The sequence below is a fragment of the Salipiger bermudensis genome (assembly GCF_020171625.1).
GTDB classification, from domain to species: Bacteria; Pseudomonadota; Alphaproteobacteria; order Rhodobacterales; family Rhodobacteraceae; genus Salipiger; species Salipiger bermudensis_B.
The window spans coordinates 470,557-485,897 of record NZ_JAIUZY010000003.1 but is presented as its reverse complement, the minus strand read 5'-3'; the positions used below and the strand labels follow the sequence as shown (position 1 = coordinate 485,897).

The following is a 15,341-nucleotide window of genomic DNA, read 5'->3' as shown; positions in this document are numbered from 1 at the left end:
GAAATCCATGAACAAAGTCTATGGCTCCGCAGCGGAGGCCCTCGACGGCCTGCTGCGAGACGACATGCTGATCGCGGCCGGGGGCTTCGGTCTCTGCGGTATTCCCGAGCTTCTGATCGACGCCATCGTCGAGAGCGGCGTCAAGGATCTGACCATCGCCTCGAACAACTGCGGCGTTGACGGGTTCGGCCTCGGCAAACTGCTCGATACCAAGCAAATCAAGAAGATGATGTCGTCCTACGTGGGCGAGAACGCCGAGTTCATGCGCCAGTACCTGTCCGGTGAGCTCGAGCTTGAATTCAATCCTCAGGGCACTCTTGCCGAGCGTATGCGCGCCGGCGGCTGCGGCATCCCGGGCTTCTACACCAAAACCGGCGTCGGCACCCAGATCGCCGAGGGCAAGGAAGTGAAACAGTTCGGCGGCGAGGATTACATCCTCGAGGAAGGCATCTTTGCCGACGTCTCGATCGTCAAGGCGTGGAAGGCCGACACCACCGGCAACTGCGTGTTCCGCAAGACGGCGCGCAACTTCAACCCGCCGGCGGCGATGTGCGGCAAGGTCTGCGTGATGGAAGTCGAGGAGATCGTCGAGCCGGGCGAGCTCGACCCGGATCACATCCACCTTCCGGGCATCTTCGTGCACCGCATCGTCAAGGGCGAGCACGAGAAGCGCATCGAGAAAGTCACCACGCGCAGCCGGGAGGACGCATAATGCCCTGGGATCGTAATCAGATGGCCGCACGCGCGGCAGAGGAACTCGAAGACGGCATGTATGTAAACCTCGGCATCGGGATCCCGACGCTCGTGGCGAACTACGTGGGCGACAAGGACATCACCCTGCAGTCCGAGAACGGTATGCTGGGCATGGGGCCCTTCCCCTATGAGGGCGAGGAAGACCCCGACCTGATCAATGCCGGCAAGCAGACCATCACCGAGCTGCCCAAGACCGCCTATTTCGACAGCGCCATGAGCTTTGGCATGATCCGCGGCGGCAAGATCGCCGCGGCGATCCTCGGCGCCATGGAAGTGGCCGAGAACGGCGATCTGGCGAACTGGATGATCCCGGGCAAGCTGGTCAAGGGCATGGGCGGCGCGATGGACCTCGTGGCCGGTGTCGGCCGGGTCATCGTGGTGATGGACCACACCAACAAGCACGGCGACAGCAAGGTGCTGAAGGAATGCACCCTGCCGCTGACCGGCACCGGCGTGGTCGACCGCATCATCACCAATTTCGGCGTGCTCGACGTGGTCGAGGGCGGTCTCAAGATCGTCGAACTGGCCGATGGCGTGACCGAGGACGAGCTGCGCGCCGCCACCGAGGCGACCATCGTCAACTGAGCGCCTCTTCACGTTTGAGCAGATCGGCGCGGCCCCTCGGGGCCGCGCTTTTCGTTTGGCGGGTGTGGTAGGGCAGGGCAAAAAAAACGCGACCCGAGGGTCGCGTTTTCCGTGTCGGTACCGTGAGGCCGGATCAGCTCTTGGTCTGGTCCTTGCTCGGCGACGCCTTGGGAGCCTCGGAGGACGCCTTGGGCGCCCCGGAGGCGGCGGCGGGTGCGGCGGCCGGGCTCTCCTCGGCGGCCTTCTTCACCGGCGCTGGCGCCGGGGCGGCGGCCTTGGGCGCGGCTTTCGCGGCGGTGGTGGCCGTCTTCTTGGCTGCCGTCGTGGCGCGCTTGGCGGCACTGGTGCTGCGCTTCGCGGTGGCCGTGGCGGCGGACGCGGTCTGCGTCGCGGCCTTCTCGGTTGCCTTGGCGGTGGTTGCCGCGGTGGCGGTCGCGTCGTTTGCCGCGTCCTTGCCCACCGACATCATCAGCGCCAGCGCGTCGCTCTGAGCCGACTTGGCGACATCGCCATAGGCGGTCATGTGCGCGTTGAGGCTCTGCATCTGGGCCGACGCGAAATCGGACATCGCCTGGGCGTAGTCCGACGGAGCCGGCCGCGCCTTGGCGAGATCGACCATGCGGGTGAGGGTCTCCATCGTCCAGCCGACGGAGATGTCGGTGGTCTTGCCGGCGGCGTCGAGCGCGATCGCCGAAGCCTTCTCGCGGATGCCGGCAGAGGTCTTCCAAGCGTCTTCGAAGGCGGACATATCCATCGGGAAAGCGCCCATCATGTCTTTCATCGCGGCGGTGAAATCTTGCGTCGAGGCCATCGTGTCTCTCCTCCTTGGCAGGGTGATCTGGCGGAGAATCCGCCTTGGCTTACGCTTAGACAACATCGTTGCTGCGCTGCAGCATTGCAAGGGTTCTGACGCGTTTTAGAGGGAAAAATACACGCCATGCGCGCGTTGTTGCCAAGGTGAGTTCGGCCAATTTCTTGAAGAAACGAGATAAAAAGGGCGGGTTCCGGAAGGAACCCGCCCCACGTCATTGCGCCGGTTTGGGAGGAGAGGGGCGCAATTCCGGTCCGGCCCCCGCGGGGGCCGGAAGATCGATCACTTCACGCTGGCTTTCTTGGCCGCGGTGGTCATCTCGTCGGTGGCCTTCTTCATGGCGGCGGTGGCGTCTTCGGAGAAGTCCTTGCCAGCGGCCATCATCAGCTCCACGGTGTCCATCTGGACCTTCTTCGCGATCTCGGCGTAGGCGGCCATGTTCTCGGCGGCAACCTCGGCCTGAGCGGAGGCGAAATCGGTCATTGCCTTGGCGTAGTCGGCCGGCTCTTGCTTCACCTTGGACATGTCGGCCAGCTTGGTCAGCGTGTCCTTGGTCCACTTGGCGGAGATCTCGGTCGACTTCTCGGCGGCTTCCAGAGCCACGGCCGAGAGCTTTTCGTTCAGCGTTGCGGTGGTCTTGAACGCTTCGTCCATGGCTTTGGTGTCCACGGGGAAGGCGCCCATCATGTCTTTCATCATGGCGGTGTAGTCTTGCGTCTTGGCGGCCATTTCAAAAATTCCTGTCTGTCTGCCTCGGGGGCCCACCCCCCGTATTCGTCGGCTGACAACAATATGAATGCTGCAGTGCAGCATTTCAAGGGGAATTTCTGCATCGCGGCATAAACCAGTAGTTGAGCACACTTACTGGTTGGCTTTGACCCGCACATACGTCCCGGGCGCGTCGCAGAGCGGCGGATGCTCCGAATCGCCGGCCTCGCGCGCCGTGACCATCTTGCCCGAGCGCTTGCGCAGCCACGCCTCCCAGACCGGCCACCAGCTTCCCGCGTGATACTCCGCGCTCTGCTGCCATTCGGGGGCCGGGAGGCTCAGGTCGGGGTTCAGGTAGTGGCCGTATTTCTTCTTGCTGGGCGGGTTCACGATTCCGGCGATATGTCCCGACTCCGACAGCACGAAGGTCTTCGAGCGCGAGCCCATCTTCTGCACGCCCCGATAGCAGTCCTTCCACGCGGCGATATGGTCGGTCTCGGCGGTGACCGACATCAGCGGCACGTCGACATCGCGCACGTCGAGGGTCTCTCCCATGAGCTCGAACCGGCCCTCGGCGAACTCGTTGCGCTGGCACAGGCCGCGCAGGTACTGCATCGTCATCCGCCCCGGAAGGTTCGCGCCGTCGCCGTTCCAGTACAGCAGGTCGAAGGCCGGCGGCGTCTCGCCCATCATGTAGGAGCGGATCGCGGGGGTGTAGATCAGGTCGGTCGAGCGCAGGAACGAGAAGGTGCGCGACATGATGAAGCTCTTGAGGATGCCGCTGGCCTCGATCTCCTTCTCGATGCCATCGACGAAATCGTTCTGCAGGAACGGCACGAACTCGCCCTGATCGCTGAAATCGGTGAGGGCGGTGAAGAAGGTGGCAGACTTGATCTGCTTGTCGCCGCGCTTTTTCAGCAGCGACAGCGTGAGCGCCAGCGTGGTGCCGGCGATGCAGTAGCCCACCACGTTGAGCCGGTCGACGCCGCAGATCTCGCGCACCACCCGCATCGCGGTGAGGTAGCCGTCCTCGATGTAATCCTCGAGCCCGACATCGCGGTAGCTTTCGTCGGCATTGACCCAGCTCACCACGAACAGCGTGTAGCCCTGATCGACGATGTAGCGGATCAGGCTGTTCTGCGGCTTGAGGTCGAGAATGTAGAACTTGTTGATCCAGGGCGGGAAGATCACCAGCGGCGTCTCGCGCACCTGATCGGTGGTGGGCGAATACTGGATCAGCTCCATCATCCGGTTGCGCCAGACCACCTTGCCCTCGGCGGTGGCGATGTTTCCGCCGACCTCGAAGGCCTCCTCGTCGACCAGCCGCACCACCAGTTCGCCGTTATTGGCCTCGAGATCCGCGACGAGGTTCTCGAGCCCCTTCACGAGGCTGTCGCCCTCGGTCTCCACCGCCCTTTGCAGCGCGTCGGGGTTGGTGGCGAAGAAGTTCGTGGGCGCCATCATGTCGGTGATCTGCCGGGCGAAGTAGCGCAGGCGGCGCTTCTCCTGCGGATCCATCTCCTCGATCTCGTCGACCGCGTTGCGGATCGCCTCGGCGTTGATCAGGTACTGCTGCTTGATGAAGTTGAAATAGGGGTGGCTGTCCCAGAGCGGGTTCTTGAAGCGCTTGTCGGTGGGGCCGGGGTCGTCGGGCGGGGCGAGGCGGCCCTCGCTCAGCGCCTTCTGGGCCTCGAGGAAGTGGCTCAGCGATTTGCCCCAGTAGCCGACCTGCTGTTCGAAGACCTTGGCGGGGTTGGTGATCGACTCCTGCCAGTAGGCCTGCATCGCCTGCGCGTAGAGCAGCGGCTCGGGGCCGTTCAGGGCCGCGTTGATCGGCTTGCGATGGGCCAGCGCTTCGATCAAACGCTGCGACAATTCCTCGATCTTCGCGAGATTGGCGTCGAGTTTCTCGCGTTCAGGGCCGATCGCGGTGGCTTTTGTTGTCATGCGCTCGAATCCCCCCTATCTTCCTTATCAAGAACGATAACGGCGCTGCAGCCGATGGCAAAGCGGCGAATCCATTTGACGTCGAAGCGGTCCGGGCTGCAAAGGAGGGGGCGGCCAGGGCTCTGAACGCTTGGGCGTGTCACGAGACAGGAGACTTCGCTCATGCGATTCATGGCGACCTACGACCTGATGGAATCCCTTCGCAACACCAATCAATGGCTCGGCGCCACCGCCAAGGCGATGGCCTCCTACCCGGCCTTCGCGGCGATGCCGAACCCGGCGCTGACCTGGATGGCGGCTTGGGGCGAGGTGGCCGAGCGCAGCTACGAGCGCATGGTGGTCAAGCCGAGCTGGGGCATCCGCACCATCACCTGCAACGACGGCAAGGACCACCTCGTGCAGAAGGAGACGGTGCTCGAGAAACCCTTCGGCAACCTCATCCACTTCAACGTGACGGGCCGCGAGGAGAAGGCACGCAAGATCTTGCTGGTCGCCCCGATGTCGGGCCACTACGCGACGCTGCTGCGCTCCACGGTAATCTCGCTGATCCCCGATGCCGAGGTCTACGTCACCGACTGGAAGAACGCCCGCGACATCCCGGTGAGCTGCGGCAAGTTCGATATCGAGGATTACACGCTCTACCTGATGGAGTTCATGCGCCACATGGGCCCCGAGACCAACGTCATCGCGGTGTGCCAGCCGGCGCCGCTGACGCTGGCGGCGACCGCCTACCTGGCCGAGCTCGACCCCAAGGCGCAGCCCCGCACGCTGACCCTGATCGGCGGCCCGATCGATCCCAACGCGACGCCCACCGAGGTAACCGATTTCGGCCACCGCGTGACCATGGGCCAGCTCGAGGAATCGATGATCCAGCGCGTGGGCTTCAAGTACAAGGGCGTGGGCCGTCTGGTCTATCCCGGCCTGCTGCAGCTGACCTCGTTCATCGCGATGAACGCCGAGCGGCACGCCAAGGCGTTCAACGACCAGATCCTGCGGGTGACCCGCGGCGAGGCCTCGGATCACGATGCCCACAACCGCTTCTACGACGAGTATCTCGCGGTGATGGACATGCCGGCGGAATTCTATCTCTCGACGGTGGAGCGGATCTTCAAGAACGGCGAGATCGCCGAGAACCGCTTCATGGTTGACGGCAAGCAGGTCGATATCGGCAAGATCACCGACGTGGCGGTAAAGACCGTCGAGGGCGCCAACGACGACATCTCGGCCCCCGGCCAATGCGTCGCGGCGCTGGATCTCTGCACCGGGCTCTCGGATGCGAAGAAGGCGTCGCACCTGGAGCCGGGCGCCGGCCATTACGGCATCTTCGCCGGCAAGAGCTGGCGCAACAACATCCGTCCGCTGGTGCTCGAGTTCATCGACGCCAACGCCGGCAAACCTCGCAGCGCCGCCAACGCGGCCTGACCTGACGGCGCGCCTGCGGCGCACAGTCTGTCTCGGCCCCCGCCCCGGCGGGGGCCTCGGCGTCTCTGGCGGCGTGACGCGCTTGCCGCTGGTCGTGGCTTGTGGAGAGGGCAGGCCGGTGAGGGGCCAGCCCCTCACGCTCCCCGGAGTATTTTCGACGAAGAGAAGGGCAGGGCGCCGCGCCTAATCTTCTTCACGTTCCAAATACTCAAAATGGTGCGGCCTTGGCCAAGGCCCCGGGCGCGGCGGGGTCAGTGCCCCTCGAAGGCACAGAGCGCGTGCACGTCCATGCCCATGGCCTCGAGCCGGGTACGGCCGCCGAGATCGGGCAGGTCGATGATGAAGGCGCAGCCGATGATCTCGCCGCCCAGCCGCTCGACCAGCTTGATGCCCGCCTCGGCGGTGCCGCCGGTGGCGAGCAGGTCGTCGACAAGCAGGATGCGTTCGCCGGGGCGGATGGCGTCGTCGTGGATCTCCACCACCGCCTCGCCGTATTCCAGCGTGTAGCTTTCGGAGATCACCGCGCCGGGCAGCTTGCCCTTCTTGCGGATCGGCACGAAGCCGGCGGAGAGCTGGTGCGCCACCGCGCCGCCGAGGATGAAGCCGCGGGCCTCGAGCCCGACCACCTTGTCGAATCGCAGGCCGGCATAGGGGTGCAGCAGCTGGTCGACCGCGATGCGAAAGCCGCGCGGGTCGGCGAAGAGCGTGGTCACGTCCCGGAAGATGATGCCCTCATGCGGGAAGTCGACGATGGAGCGGATGTAGTCTTGGACCTGTTTTTGCTGGATCATGTCTCTCTCAGGCGCTGCGGCGAAGGGTGGCGGTCAGAAGCCCCATGCCGATCAGCGCGGCGCCGCCGGCGCGGGTCAGCCAGGCGATGACGGAGGGGCGGGCGATGGCGCTGCGCAGCCGGTCGGCGGCAAGCGCGTAGGCCAGCGCGTTGAGCACGGCGAGGGTGACGAAGGTGGTCACGAGGATCGCGAATTGCGGCAGCAGCGGCGCGGAGGGCGTCAGGAACTGCGGCACGAAGGCGATGAAGAAGGCGATGCTCTTGGGGTTGAGCGCGGTGACCGCGGCGGCATGGACGAAGACGCCCGTCGCGGTGACCTCGGTGGCGGGCAGGGCAAGGCCGCTCGTCGGGGCGGAGCGCAGCAGCTTGACGCCGAGCCAGACGAGATAGACGGCGCCGGCCCATTTCAGCGCGGTGAACAGCGTCGCGGAGGCCATCACCAGCGTGCCGAGCCCGGCGAGCGACAGCGTCATGGCGGTGAGGTCGCCGAGCGCCACGCCCGCGGCGGAGGCCACGGCGACCGAGCGGCCCTTGGACAGCGCGTAGGACAGCACCAGCAGGACCGTCGGTCCGGGGATCAGCAACAGCGCGGTCGAGGCGGCGACGAAGGTAAGCCAGAGGTCGAGGGGCATCACAACTCCTTGTTTGCGCGCAGAGTGTCGCTTTGCGCGTTGACTGGCAACAGGGTTGCGGGATGTCGTCGGAGACTGTCCCGCGGAGGCCTCACTGCGGGCCGGGATCTGTCATGCGCGATCGCACTGCGCTGAGATGGAACGGGCCGCTCAGCCCAGCACCCGCCCGGCCACCGCGTCGAGCCGCTGCAGGAGAGCAGGGTCCCTGTGTCCGGGGGCGGTGAGCAGCGCGTGCTCGAGCGCCCGGTCGCAGCCATGCGGGCAGGGCGCGCGGGAGGGGCCGAGCAGGCCCGGCAGATGCGCGACGAGGCGGCGGGCCTTTTCGGCATTGCCGGTGAGGACACGCACGATGTCCGAGACCTCGACGGCGCCGTGCTCGGGGTGCCAGCAGTCGTAATCGGTGACCATGGCGACCGAGGCGTAGCAGAGCTCGGCCTCGCGGGCGAGCTTGGCCTCGGGCATGTTGGTCATGCCAATCACGTCGGCGCCCCAGCCGTCGCGATACATGCGCGACTCCGCCAGGGTGGAGAACTGCGGTCCCTCCATGGCGAGGTAGGTGCCGCCGTCATGCACGGTGATGCCGGCCTCGCGCGCGGCGCTCAGGCAGGCCTGGCCAAGCCGCGGGCAGGTCGGATGGGCGAGCGAGACATGCGCCACGCAGCCCTGTCCGAAGAAGCTCTTCTCGCGCGCGAAGGTGCGGTCGATGAACTGGTCGACGATGACGAAATCACCGGGCGCCAACTCCTCGCGAAACGAGCCGCAGGCCGAGACCGAGATCACGTCGGTGACGCCCAGACGCTTCAGGGCATCGATATTGGCGCGGTAGGGCACCGAGGAGGGGCTGTGCACGTGGCCGCGGCCATGGCGCGGCAGGAAGGCCATGGGCACGCGGTCGAGCGTGCCGGTGAGGATCTCGTCCGAGGCGGCGCCCCAGGGTGTCTCGACCGCCCTCCAGCGCTTGTCCTCGAGCGTGTCGAGATCGTAGACCCCGGATCCTCCGATCACGCCGATCATGGTGGTGCTCATGGGGCCTCCGTGCCGCTGCCGTGTCTCGGGGGCCAGAGTGCCCGCGGCGGGCGCGGATGAAAAGGCCGAGAAACAGGGCTGGAGGCTCGCGGACAGCCCCCGGGCGCCCGCGCGATCGGTTGGGCGGCTTTAGAAACGGCCTTGGACCGTTGCAGGCGCGGCGTCGCGGGTCGAAACGCTGGCAATTTTTGCCGCGCTGCAGTATCCGCGCAGGCGCGCAGCAGCAAAGCAACAGGACAGACTCATGGCAAAGGCCCTCCTGGCACGATACGCCAGACGCATTTCGATGCCCGATCTCAGCATCGCGCCCACCACCCGGCTGACGCCGGGCCAGATCAAGACCGACCTGCTGTCGGGCCTGACCGTGGCTCTCGCTCTCGTGCCCGAGGCGGTGGCCTTCGCCTTCGTCGCCGGCGTGCACCCGCTGGTGGGGCTCTACGCCGCCTTCATGGTCGGGTTGATCACCGCAGTGATCGGCGGCCGGCCGGGGATGATCTCGGGCGCCACGGGCGCGCTGGCGGTGGTCATGGTGGCGCTGGTGGCCGATCACGGGGTGGAATACCTCTTCGCCACCGTCGTGCTGATGGGCATCCTGCAGATCTTTGCCGGGGTCATGCACTGGGGCAAGTTCATTCGGCTGGTGCCGCACCCGGTGATGCTGGGCTTCGTCAACGGGCTTGCCATCGTGATCTTCATGGCGCAGCTCACCCAGTTCAAGGTGCCGGGCAGCGCCGAGGTCTCGGGGCATGGCACGTCGGGCGGCGAATGGCTCAGCGGGATGCCGCTTTACCTGATGCTGGGGCTGGTGGCGCTGACCATGGCGGTGATCTGGCTGCTGCCGAAGCTGACCAAGATCATCCCCGCCCCGCTCGCGGGCATCGCCGTCACAGCCGTTCTGGTGATCGCGCTCGGGCTCGACACGCCGCGGGTCGGCGATCTGGCCTCGATCCAAGGCGGTCTGCCGGCCTTCCACATCCCGGCGGTGCCGCTGAACTGGGAGACGCTGGAGATCATCCTGCCCTACGCTGTGATCCTCGCCGCGATCGGCCTGATCGAAAGCCTGCTGACGCTCAACCTCGTGGGCGAGATGACCGGCCAGCGCGGCGGCGCCAGCCAGGAGTGCATCGCGCAGGGGGCGGCCAACACCGTCACTGGCTTCTTCGGCGGCATGGGCGGTTGCGCGATGATCGGCCAGTCGATGATCAACGTGAATTCCGGCGGCCGCACCCGCATCGCCGGCATCGCGGCGGCGCTGTTCCTGCTGAGCTTCATCCTCTTCGCTTCGCCGCTGATCGAGCTGATCCCGCTGGCGGCGCTGGTGGGCGTGATGTTCATGGTGGTGATCGGCACCTTCGCGTGGAACTCGCTGCGGATCCTGTTCCGCGTGCCGCTCACGGACGCCTTCGTCATCGTGCTGGTGACCGTGGTGACGGTCTACGAAGACCTCGCTGTCGCGGTGGTCGTGGGGGTGATCGTCTCGGCGCTGGCCTACGCCTGGAACAATGCCCGCCGCATCCACGCGCGCAGCTACACCACGCCCGAGGGCGCCAAGGTCTACCAGGTGCAGGGGCCGCTGTTCTTCGGATCGGCCGAGGGCTTTGCCGAGATCTTCAACGTGGCCGAGGACCCGCAGACGGTGATCGTCGACTTCGCCGACAGCCGGGTGGTCGACCAGTCGGCGCTGCAGGCGATCGAGGCGATGGCGGCGAAATACGAGGCCGCCGGCAAGCGGCTGCAGCTGCGCCACCTGTCGCGGGACTGTCACCGGCTGCTGAGCAAGGCCGGGCACCTGATGGTCGACAGCGACGACGACCCCGATTACGCGCTGGCGGTGGATTACCACGTGCGCACGGGGATCCTCGGCGGGCACTGATCGCCGGATGTGTCAGGAGGGATTGCGCCGCGGGCTTCGCCCGCGTCGCCAGGGGGCGCGCACCTTGCGGTGCGCGCCCCGTTTGGTTGGGTATTCCGGTCTGCCGACGGTTGGGGCTTGTGGCAGGGTCCGTTTCGGGGGCGCTGCCCCCGTCCGCGCGAGGCGCGCGGACTCCCCCGGAGTATTTGCCGGCGTAGAGAAGGGGGGCTGGCCTGTGGTGGGCGCGGGCGCCCTCAGGCGGAGGGGGTCATTCGCCGGGGCGCTTGAGTTCGAAGACGTCGCGGATCACCGAGTAGTCGCGGTAGCCGAGGCGCGTCAGGGGCTGGAAGGTGGTGATGTCGAAGCGTCCGTCGACGAGGCAATCATCGCGGATATGCACGCCGGTGACCTCGCCGAAGGTGGCGAAATTGGCCGCGCCCGGCAGCTTGACGATCTCCACCACCCGGCATTCCAGCGCCGCCGGCGCCGCGGCTACGCGCGGGCAGTCGATGGTCTCGCACTCGGCCTTCTCGAGCCCGGCCAGCGCGAACTCGTCCTTGCCGGCCTCCCATGGGCCGGAGGTCAGGTTCATCGCGTCGCGCATGGCGAACTCGACGATGTTGACGCAGAACATGCCGGTCTCGCGCAGCTGGGCGACGCTGTCCTTGGTGTCGCCGCGGTCGTCCTTCTGGGAGGTCGACGAGAACATCACCTGCGGCGGCACGTAGGCCACGGCATTGAAGAAGCTGTAGGGCGCCAGATTGTCGCCCATGGCGCCGCGGGTCGAAATCCAGCCGATCGGGCGCGGGCTGACGATGGCGTTGAACGGGTTGTGGGGCAGGCCGTGGCCATCCTCGGGACGGTAGAACATTGCTGTCCTCTCAACTGTTTGCAGCTTTGTGCCGAAACAGATAGGCCGAATGACGGATGAATGCACGGGAGAAGCGGCGCTGTTCACGCTGTCACAGGAAAAGCCGGCCGACTGGTGGGAGGTCGAAGCGCTCTACGACCTGAGTTTTGCCCCCGGGCGGACGCTGCTTTCGTCCTATCGCCTGCGCGGCGAGGTGCCGCCGGTGGCCGAGCTGTGCCGGGTGGCCCGCGACGAAAGCGGCATCCTCGGCGGCGCCATCCGCTACTGGCCGGTGCGCATCGGGCCGTGGCACGCGCTGCTCCTGGGGCCGGTGGCGGTGCATCCCACGGCGCAGGGCGAGGGCCTGGGCGCGGCGCTGATCCGCGACACCGTCGAACGCGCCCGTGCGCTGGAATGGTCGCGGGTGCTGCTGGTGGGCGACGAGCCCTACTACAAGCGCTTCGGCTTCCGGCACCTTTCGGGCGTCGAGATGCCGCCCCCGACCAATCCCGAGCGCATCCTCGGGCTCGAGCTGGTGCCCGGCGCGTGGCAGGGCGTGGCCGGCGAGGTCACACGCTACGCTTGAATTCCGGCGACGGGGACCGATCTTCTTATTGAGAAGAAGGAAGGCCGCCATGACCGGAACGGAGCTTGTCGCCGTGGACACCAGCAAGGAGATCGCCGCGCTCGCGCGCCGCTACCGCTCGGCGGGGGGCGTGGGGCTGCAGGTCCTCAACATCATCGGAGGGCAGGCCGAAAACCTGCTCGAGCGGTTGCCGGACAAGGTCAAGGACCGGCTCGAGAGTGCCACCGAACGGGCGCTGGAGACCGCGATGCGCGCCGCCGCCGGCTCGCGCGGGGTGGTGCCGGACCAGAAAAGCTGGCTCAACACCGCGCTGACCACCGCCATGGGGGCCGCCGGCGGGGCCGGGGGGCTGCCGACGGCGCTGGCCGAGCTGCCGGTGACCACGACGGTGCTGCTGCGCGCCATTCAGGGCATCGCCGCCGAGCACGGCTTCGATCCGAACGACCCCGAGATCCGGCGCGAGTGCCTTGCGGTGTTCGGCGCGGCGGGGCCGCTCGAGCACGACGACGGCGCCGATATGGGGTTCCTGTCGGCCCGGGTCACGCTGACCGGCACCACCGTGCACGGGCTGATCCGCAGCATCTCGCCGAAGCTGGCGACGGTGATGGGGCAGAAGCTCGCGGCGCAGACCGTTCCCGTGCTTGGCGCGGCGGCGGGGGCGGCGACGAATTACGCCTACACCAGCTATTACCAGCAGATGGCGTTCGTGCATTTCGGGCTGCTCAGGCTGGCGCGCGACAGCGGGCAGGAGCGTACTGCTCTGGTCGAGGCGCTGCGCGCCGAGATGATCCGGGGTTAACCACTTTTTCGGGTTTCGGCGCTAGTCAGGACCTGCGGGGCGGCAAAGCCGGCCCGTGCGGTGCCTGGGCGAAGGTGCGGGCTGCGGGATGTTCAGCCGGCGCCGGCGGTCTTGTCGACCCTGTTCGCTTCAAAGCCGCTCCCGCGCGAAAGGCGCGGGAGTGTCCGTGGCCAGAACGGCGCACGACGCGTGCATGATCGAGGGGGCGTCCGACCAGAGCGATCATCTGGTTGGGCGCTTTTCAAAGCTCACTTGCGGTGCGGACGACGCGGGCGGGCCGCTTCAGGCGCGGCTGGTTCGAACGGGCGCGCCGATGGGCCAGCCGGCAGTGATCGTCCGGCTCAGCCGTTCCAGCGCAGGTACTCGAGCACTGAGTCGCGCACCGACTGCTCGCCGCGGTCGCGGGCATCGCAGATCACATCGTAGAGCGCGTCGAGATCGGTGCGCATGATCAGGCTCTTCACCGGCCCGATGGAGGCCGGGCGCATCGACAGGCGGTGCAGTCCGATGGCGGCGAGGCAGACCGCCTCGATCGGCCGTCCCGCATCCTCGCCGCAGAAGCTCAGCGGCGTGCCGGTCTCGGAGCAGCGCTGAACGATCTGCTCGAGGAAGGTCAGGAAGCTGACGTTGAGCGTGTCATAGCGCCGCCGGACCCGCTCGTTCTCGCGGTCGGCGGCGAAGAAGAACTGCTTCAGATCGTTGCCGCCGATTGAGATGAACTCGACATCCTCGAAGAACTTCTTCGATGCGTAGGCGAGGCTCGGGGTCTCGAGCATGGTGCCGATGGTGATCTTCTCGGGCACCGCGTGGCCGAGCTTGCGCTCGATGCCGAGAGCCTTATTGACCTCGGCGCGCGCGGCGCGGAACTCCTCGTATTGCGCGACGAAGGGGAACATCACCGACAGCGGCCGCCCCCCGGAGGCGCGCAGCAGGGCCTGGATCTGCATCCGCATCACGCCCGGCTTGTCGAGGCCGACGCGGATCGCCCGCCAGCCAAGCGCCGGGTTGGGCTCGTCGGTGGGCTTCATGTAGGGCAGCACCTTGTCCGAACCGATGTCGAGCGTGCGGAACACCACCGGCTTGTCACCGGCGGAGTCCATCACCCTCTTGTAGACCTCGACCAGCTCGGTGCGGCGCGGCATCTTGTTGCGGATCAGGAATTGCAGCTCGGTGCGGAACAGCCCCACGCCTTCGGCGCCAGAGGATGGCAGCGAGGGCAGGTCGGCCAGCAGGCCGGCATTCATCAGCAGGTGCACGCGCCTGCCGCAGAGCGAGGTCGCGGGCTTCTGGCGGATCGAGGCGTAGCGTTCCTGCGCCTGCGCCTGCATGGCGATCTTGTCGCGGAACGCGGTGACGATGCTGTCGTCGGGACGCAGGTGCACCAGCCCCTGATCGCCATCGACCATGATGTGATCGCCGTTCAGCGCCTCGTTGGTGACACGGCTGGCATGGATGACCAGCGGGATCGCCAGCGCCCGCGCGACGATCGCCGCGTGGCTGCCGACCGAGCCCTCCTCGAGCACGAGGCCCTTCAGGCGGCGTCCGTAATCCAGCAGCTCGCCGGGGCCGATGTTGCGCGCCACGAGAATCGGATCGGCGGGCATCTCGGCGCCGGTCTCGCGGCCCTGACCGGTGAGGATGCGCAGCAGCCGGTTCGACAGGTCGTCGAGATCGTGCAGCCGCTCGCGCAGGTAAGGATCGGCGACCTGGCTCATGCGGGCGCGGGCAACCGATTGCTCTTTCTCGACCGCCGCCTCGGCAGAGAGGCCGCGGTCGATGTCCTCGGCCATGCGGGTGCGCCAGCCCTTGGAGTTGGCGAACATGCGGTAGGCCTCGAGAACCTCGAGCTGCTCGCCGCTGGCGCCCTCGAGCATCTCGTCGACGCTGACGCGCAGCTCCTCGATCGCCACCTCCAGCCGGTCGCGCTCGCGCTGGGGATCGTCGGTGACGAGGTTGGTCACCACGACGCGCGGTTCGTGCAGCCAGACATGGCCCTCGGCTGTGCCTTCCTGCCCGGTGACGCCGCGGATCATCGCCGGCTGGGTATGGCGCGCCTTGAGCGCCGCGCCCTCGCCGATGAAGGCGCCAAGCTCGGCCATCTCGGCCAGCACCATCGCCACCACTTCCAGCGCGTAGATCTCGTCCGAGGTGAACTCGCGCTTGTCCTTGGTCTGCACCACCAGCACGCCGAGCTTTTCCCCGAGGCGCTGGATCGGCAGGCCGAGGAAGCTCGAATAGATCTCTTCGCCGGTCTCGGGCATGTAGCGGAAGCCGCGCTCGGAGGGGGCGTCGGCGGTGTTGACCATCTGACCAGTGCGCGCGACGCGGCCGACAAGGCCCTCGCCCAGCTTCATCCGGGTGTGGTGCACCGCTTCCTGCTTCAGGCCCTCGGTGGCACAAAGCTCGAGCGTCTGCTCATCACGGAACAGGTAGATGGAGCACACTTCGGTGCCCATCGAATCCGCCGTCAGATGCGTGATCTTGTCCAGCCGCTCCTGCCCGGCCGCTTCTTCGGCCATGGTGTCGCGGAGCCGGCCAAGCAGCTTGCGGCTTTCGCTTTCCGTGCCATCCGGCATGGTG

Annotated in this window: 14 protein-coding genes; 6 read left to right on the top strand and 8 right to left on the bottom strand. The window is 66.8% G+C overall.

Annotation, left to right across the window (positions count from 1 at the left end; translation table 11 throughout):
• Nucleotides 1–7: 7 nt before the first annotated feature.
• Together LCM15_RS05855 and LCM15_RS05850 are read left to right on the top strand one after the other, a co-directional pair.
• Nucleotides 8–712 (top strand): CoA transferase subunit A, encoded by a 705-nt coding sequence (locus LCM15_RS05855; protein WP_224854193.1) that lies wholly within the window; start codon nt 8–10, stop codon nt 710–712.
• The gene (locus LCM15_RS05850; RefSeq protein ID WP_224854190.1) at nt 712–1,338 is read left to right on the top strand and encodes a CoA transferase subunit B; all 627 of its coding nucleotides are present in this window, start codon (nt 712–714) and stop codon (nt 1,336–1,338) included. Before LCM15_RS05855 ends, LCM15_RS05850 begins: the two co-directional genes overlap by 1 nt.
• 133 nt (nt 1,339–1,471) lie before the next feature.
• Here the strand turns inward: LCM15_RS05850 and LCM15_RS05845 are convergent, their stop codons facing one another.
• The 3 genes from LCM15_RS05845 to LCM15_RS05835 form a co-directional block, all read right to left on the bottom strand.
• Nucleotides 1,472–2,149, bottom strand: a complete 678-nt coding sequence (locus tag LCM15_RS05845; RefSeq protein WP_224854187.1) for a phasin — start codon at nt 2,147–2,149, stop codon at nt 1,472–1,474.
• Between the two features lie 282 nt (nt 2,150–2,431).
• Nucleotides 2,432–2,878, bottom strand: coding sequence for a phasin, PhaP (locus LCM15_RS05840; protein WP_224854184.1), 447 nt, complete (start codon nt 2,876–2,878; stop codon nt 2,432–2,434).
• A gap of 132 nt (nt 2,879–3,010) precedes the next feature.
• Nucleotides 3,011–4,804: a PHA/PHB synthase family protein gene (locus tag LCM15_RS05835; protein ID WP_224854181.1), complete on the bottom strand. Its 1,794-nt coding sequence runs from the start codon at nt 4,802–4,804 to the stop codon at nt 3,011–3,013.
• A gap of 162 nt (nt 4,805–4,966) precedes the next feature.
• On the opposite strand from LCM15_RS05835, the gene phaZ reads away from it, so the two are divergent.
• Entirely contained in the window at nt 4,967–6,226 is a 1,260-nt protein-coding gene (phaZ, locus tag LCM15_RS05830) for a polyhydroxyalkanoate depolymerase (protein ID WP_224854178.1), read from the top strand.
• 251 nt (nt 6,227–6,477) lie between these two features.
• Here phaZ and LCM15_RS05825 read toward each other — a convergent pair whose 3' ends face one another.
• The 3 genes from LCM15_RS05825 to LCM15_RS05815 form a co-directional block, all read right to left on the bottom strand.
• Nucleotides 6,478–7,017 carry an adenine phosphoribosyltransferase gene (locus tag LCM15_RS05825; protein WP_263619562.1) on the bottom strand — a complete coding sequence of 180 codons (540 nt, stop codon included), beginning with the start codon at nt 7,015–7,017 and terminating at the stop codon, nt 6,478–6,480.
• A 7-nt stretch (nt 7,018–7,024) separates the two neighbouring features.
• Entirely contained in the window at nt 7,025–7,648 is a 624-nt protein-coding gene (locus LCM15_RS05820) for a LysE family translocator (RefSeq protein ID WP_224854175.1), read from the bottom strand.
• Nucleotides 7,649–7,798: 150 nt separating this feature from the next.
• Nucleotides 7,799–8,674: an S-methyl-5'-thioadenosine phosphorylase gene (locus tag LCM15_RS05815; RefSeq protein ID WP_224854172.1), complete on the bottom strand. Its 876-nt coding sequence runs from the start codon at nt 8,672–8,674 to the stop codon at nt 7,799–7,801.
• A gap of 244 nt (nt 8,675–8,918) precedes the next feature.
• Between LCM15_RS05815 and LCM15_RS05810 the strand changes: the two genes are divergently transcribed.
• Entirely contained in the window at nt 8,919–10,547 is a 1,629-nt protein-coding gene (locus tag LCM15_RS05810; RefSeq protein ID WP_224854170.1) for a SulP family inorganic anion transporter, read from the top strand.
• A gap of 247 nt (nt 10,548–10,794) precedes the next feature.
• Here the strand turns inward: LCM15_RS05810 and LCM15_RS05805 are convergent, their stop codons facing one another.
• Nucleotides 10,795–11,397 carry a flavin reductase family protein gene (locus tag LCM15_RS05805; protein WP_224854168.1) on the bottom strand — a complete coding sequence of 201 codons (603 nt, stop codon included), beginning with the start codon at nt 11,395–11,397 and terminating at the stop codon, nt 10,795–10,797.
• 49 nt (nt 11,398–11,446) lie between these two features.
• On the opposite strand from LCM15_RS05805, the gene LCM15_RS05800 reads away from it, so the two are divergent.
• Entirely contained in the window at nt 11,447–11,962 is a 516-nt protein-coding gene (locus tag LCM15_RS05800) for a GNAT family N-acetyltransferase (RefSeq protein ID WP_224854165.1), read from the top strand.
• Between the two features lie 49 nt (nt 11,963–12,011).
• A complete protein-coding gene (locus tag LCM15_RS05795; RefSeq protein ID WP_224854162.1) occupies nt 12,012–12,761 on the top strand; it encodes an EcsC family protein in 750 nt (249 codons plus the stop codon).
• A 341-nt stretch (nt 12,762–13,102) separates the two neighbouring features.
• Here LCM15_RS05795 and ptsP read toward each other — a convergent pair whose 3' ends face one another.
• Nucleotides 13,103–15,337, bottom strand: coding sequence for a phosphoenolpyruvate--protein phosphotransferase (gene ptsP / locus LCM15_RS05790; protein ID WP_224854159.1), 2,235 nt, complete (start codon nt 15,335–15,337; stop codon nt 13,103–13,105).
• Nucleotides 15,338–15,341: the final 4 nt, after the last annotated feature.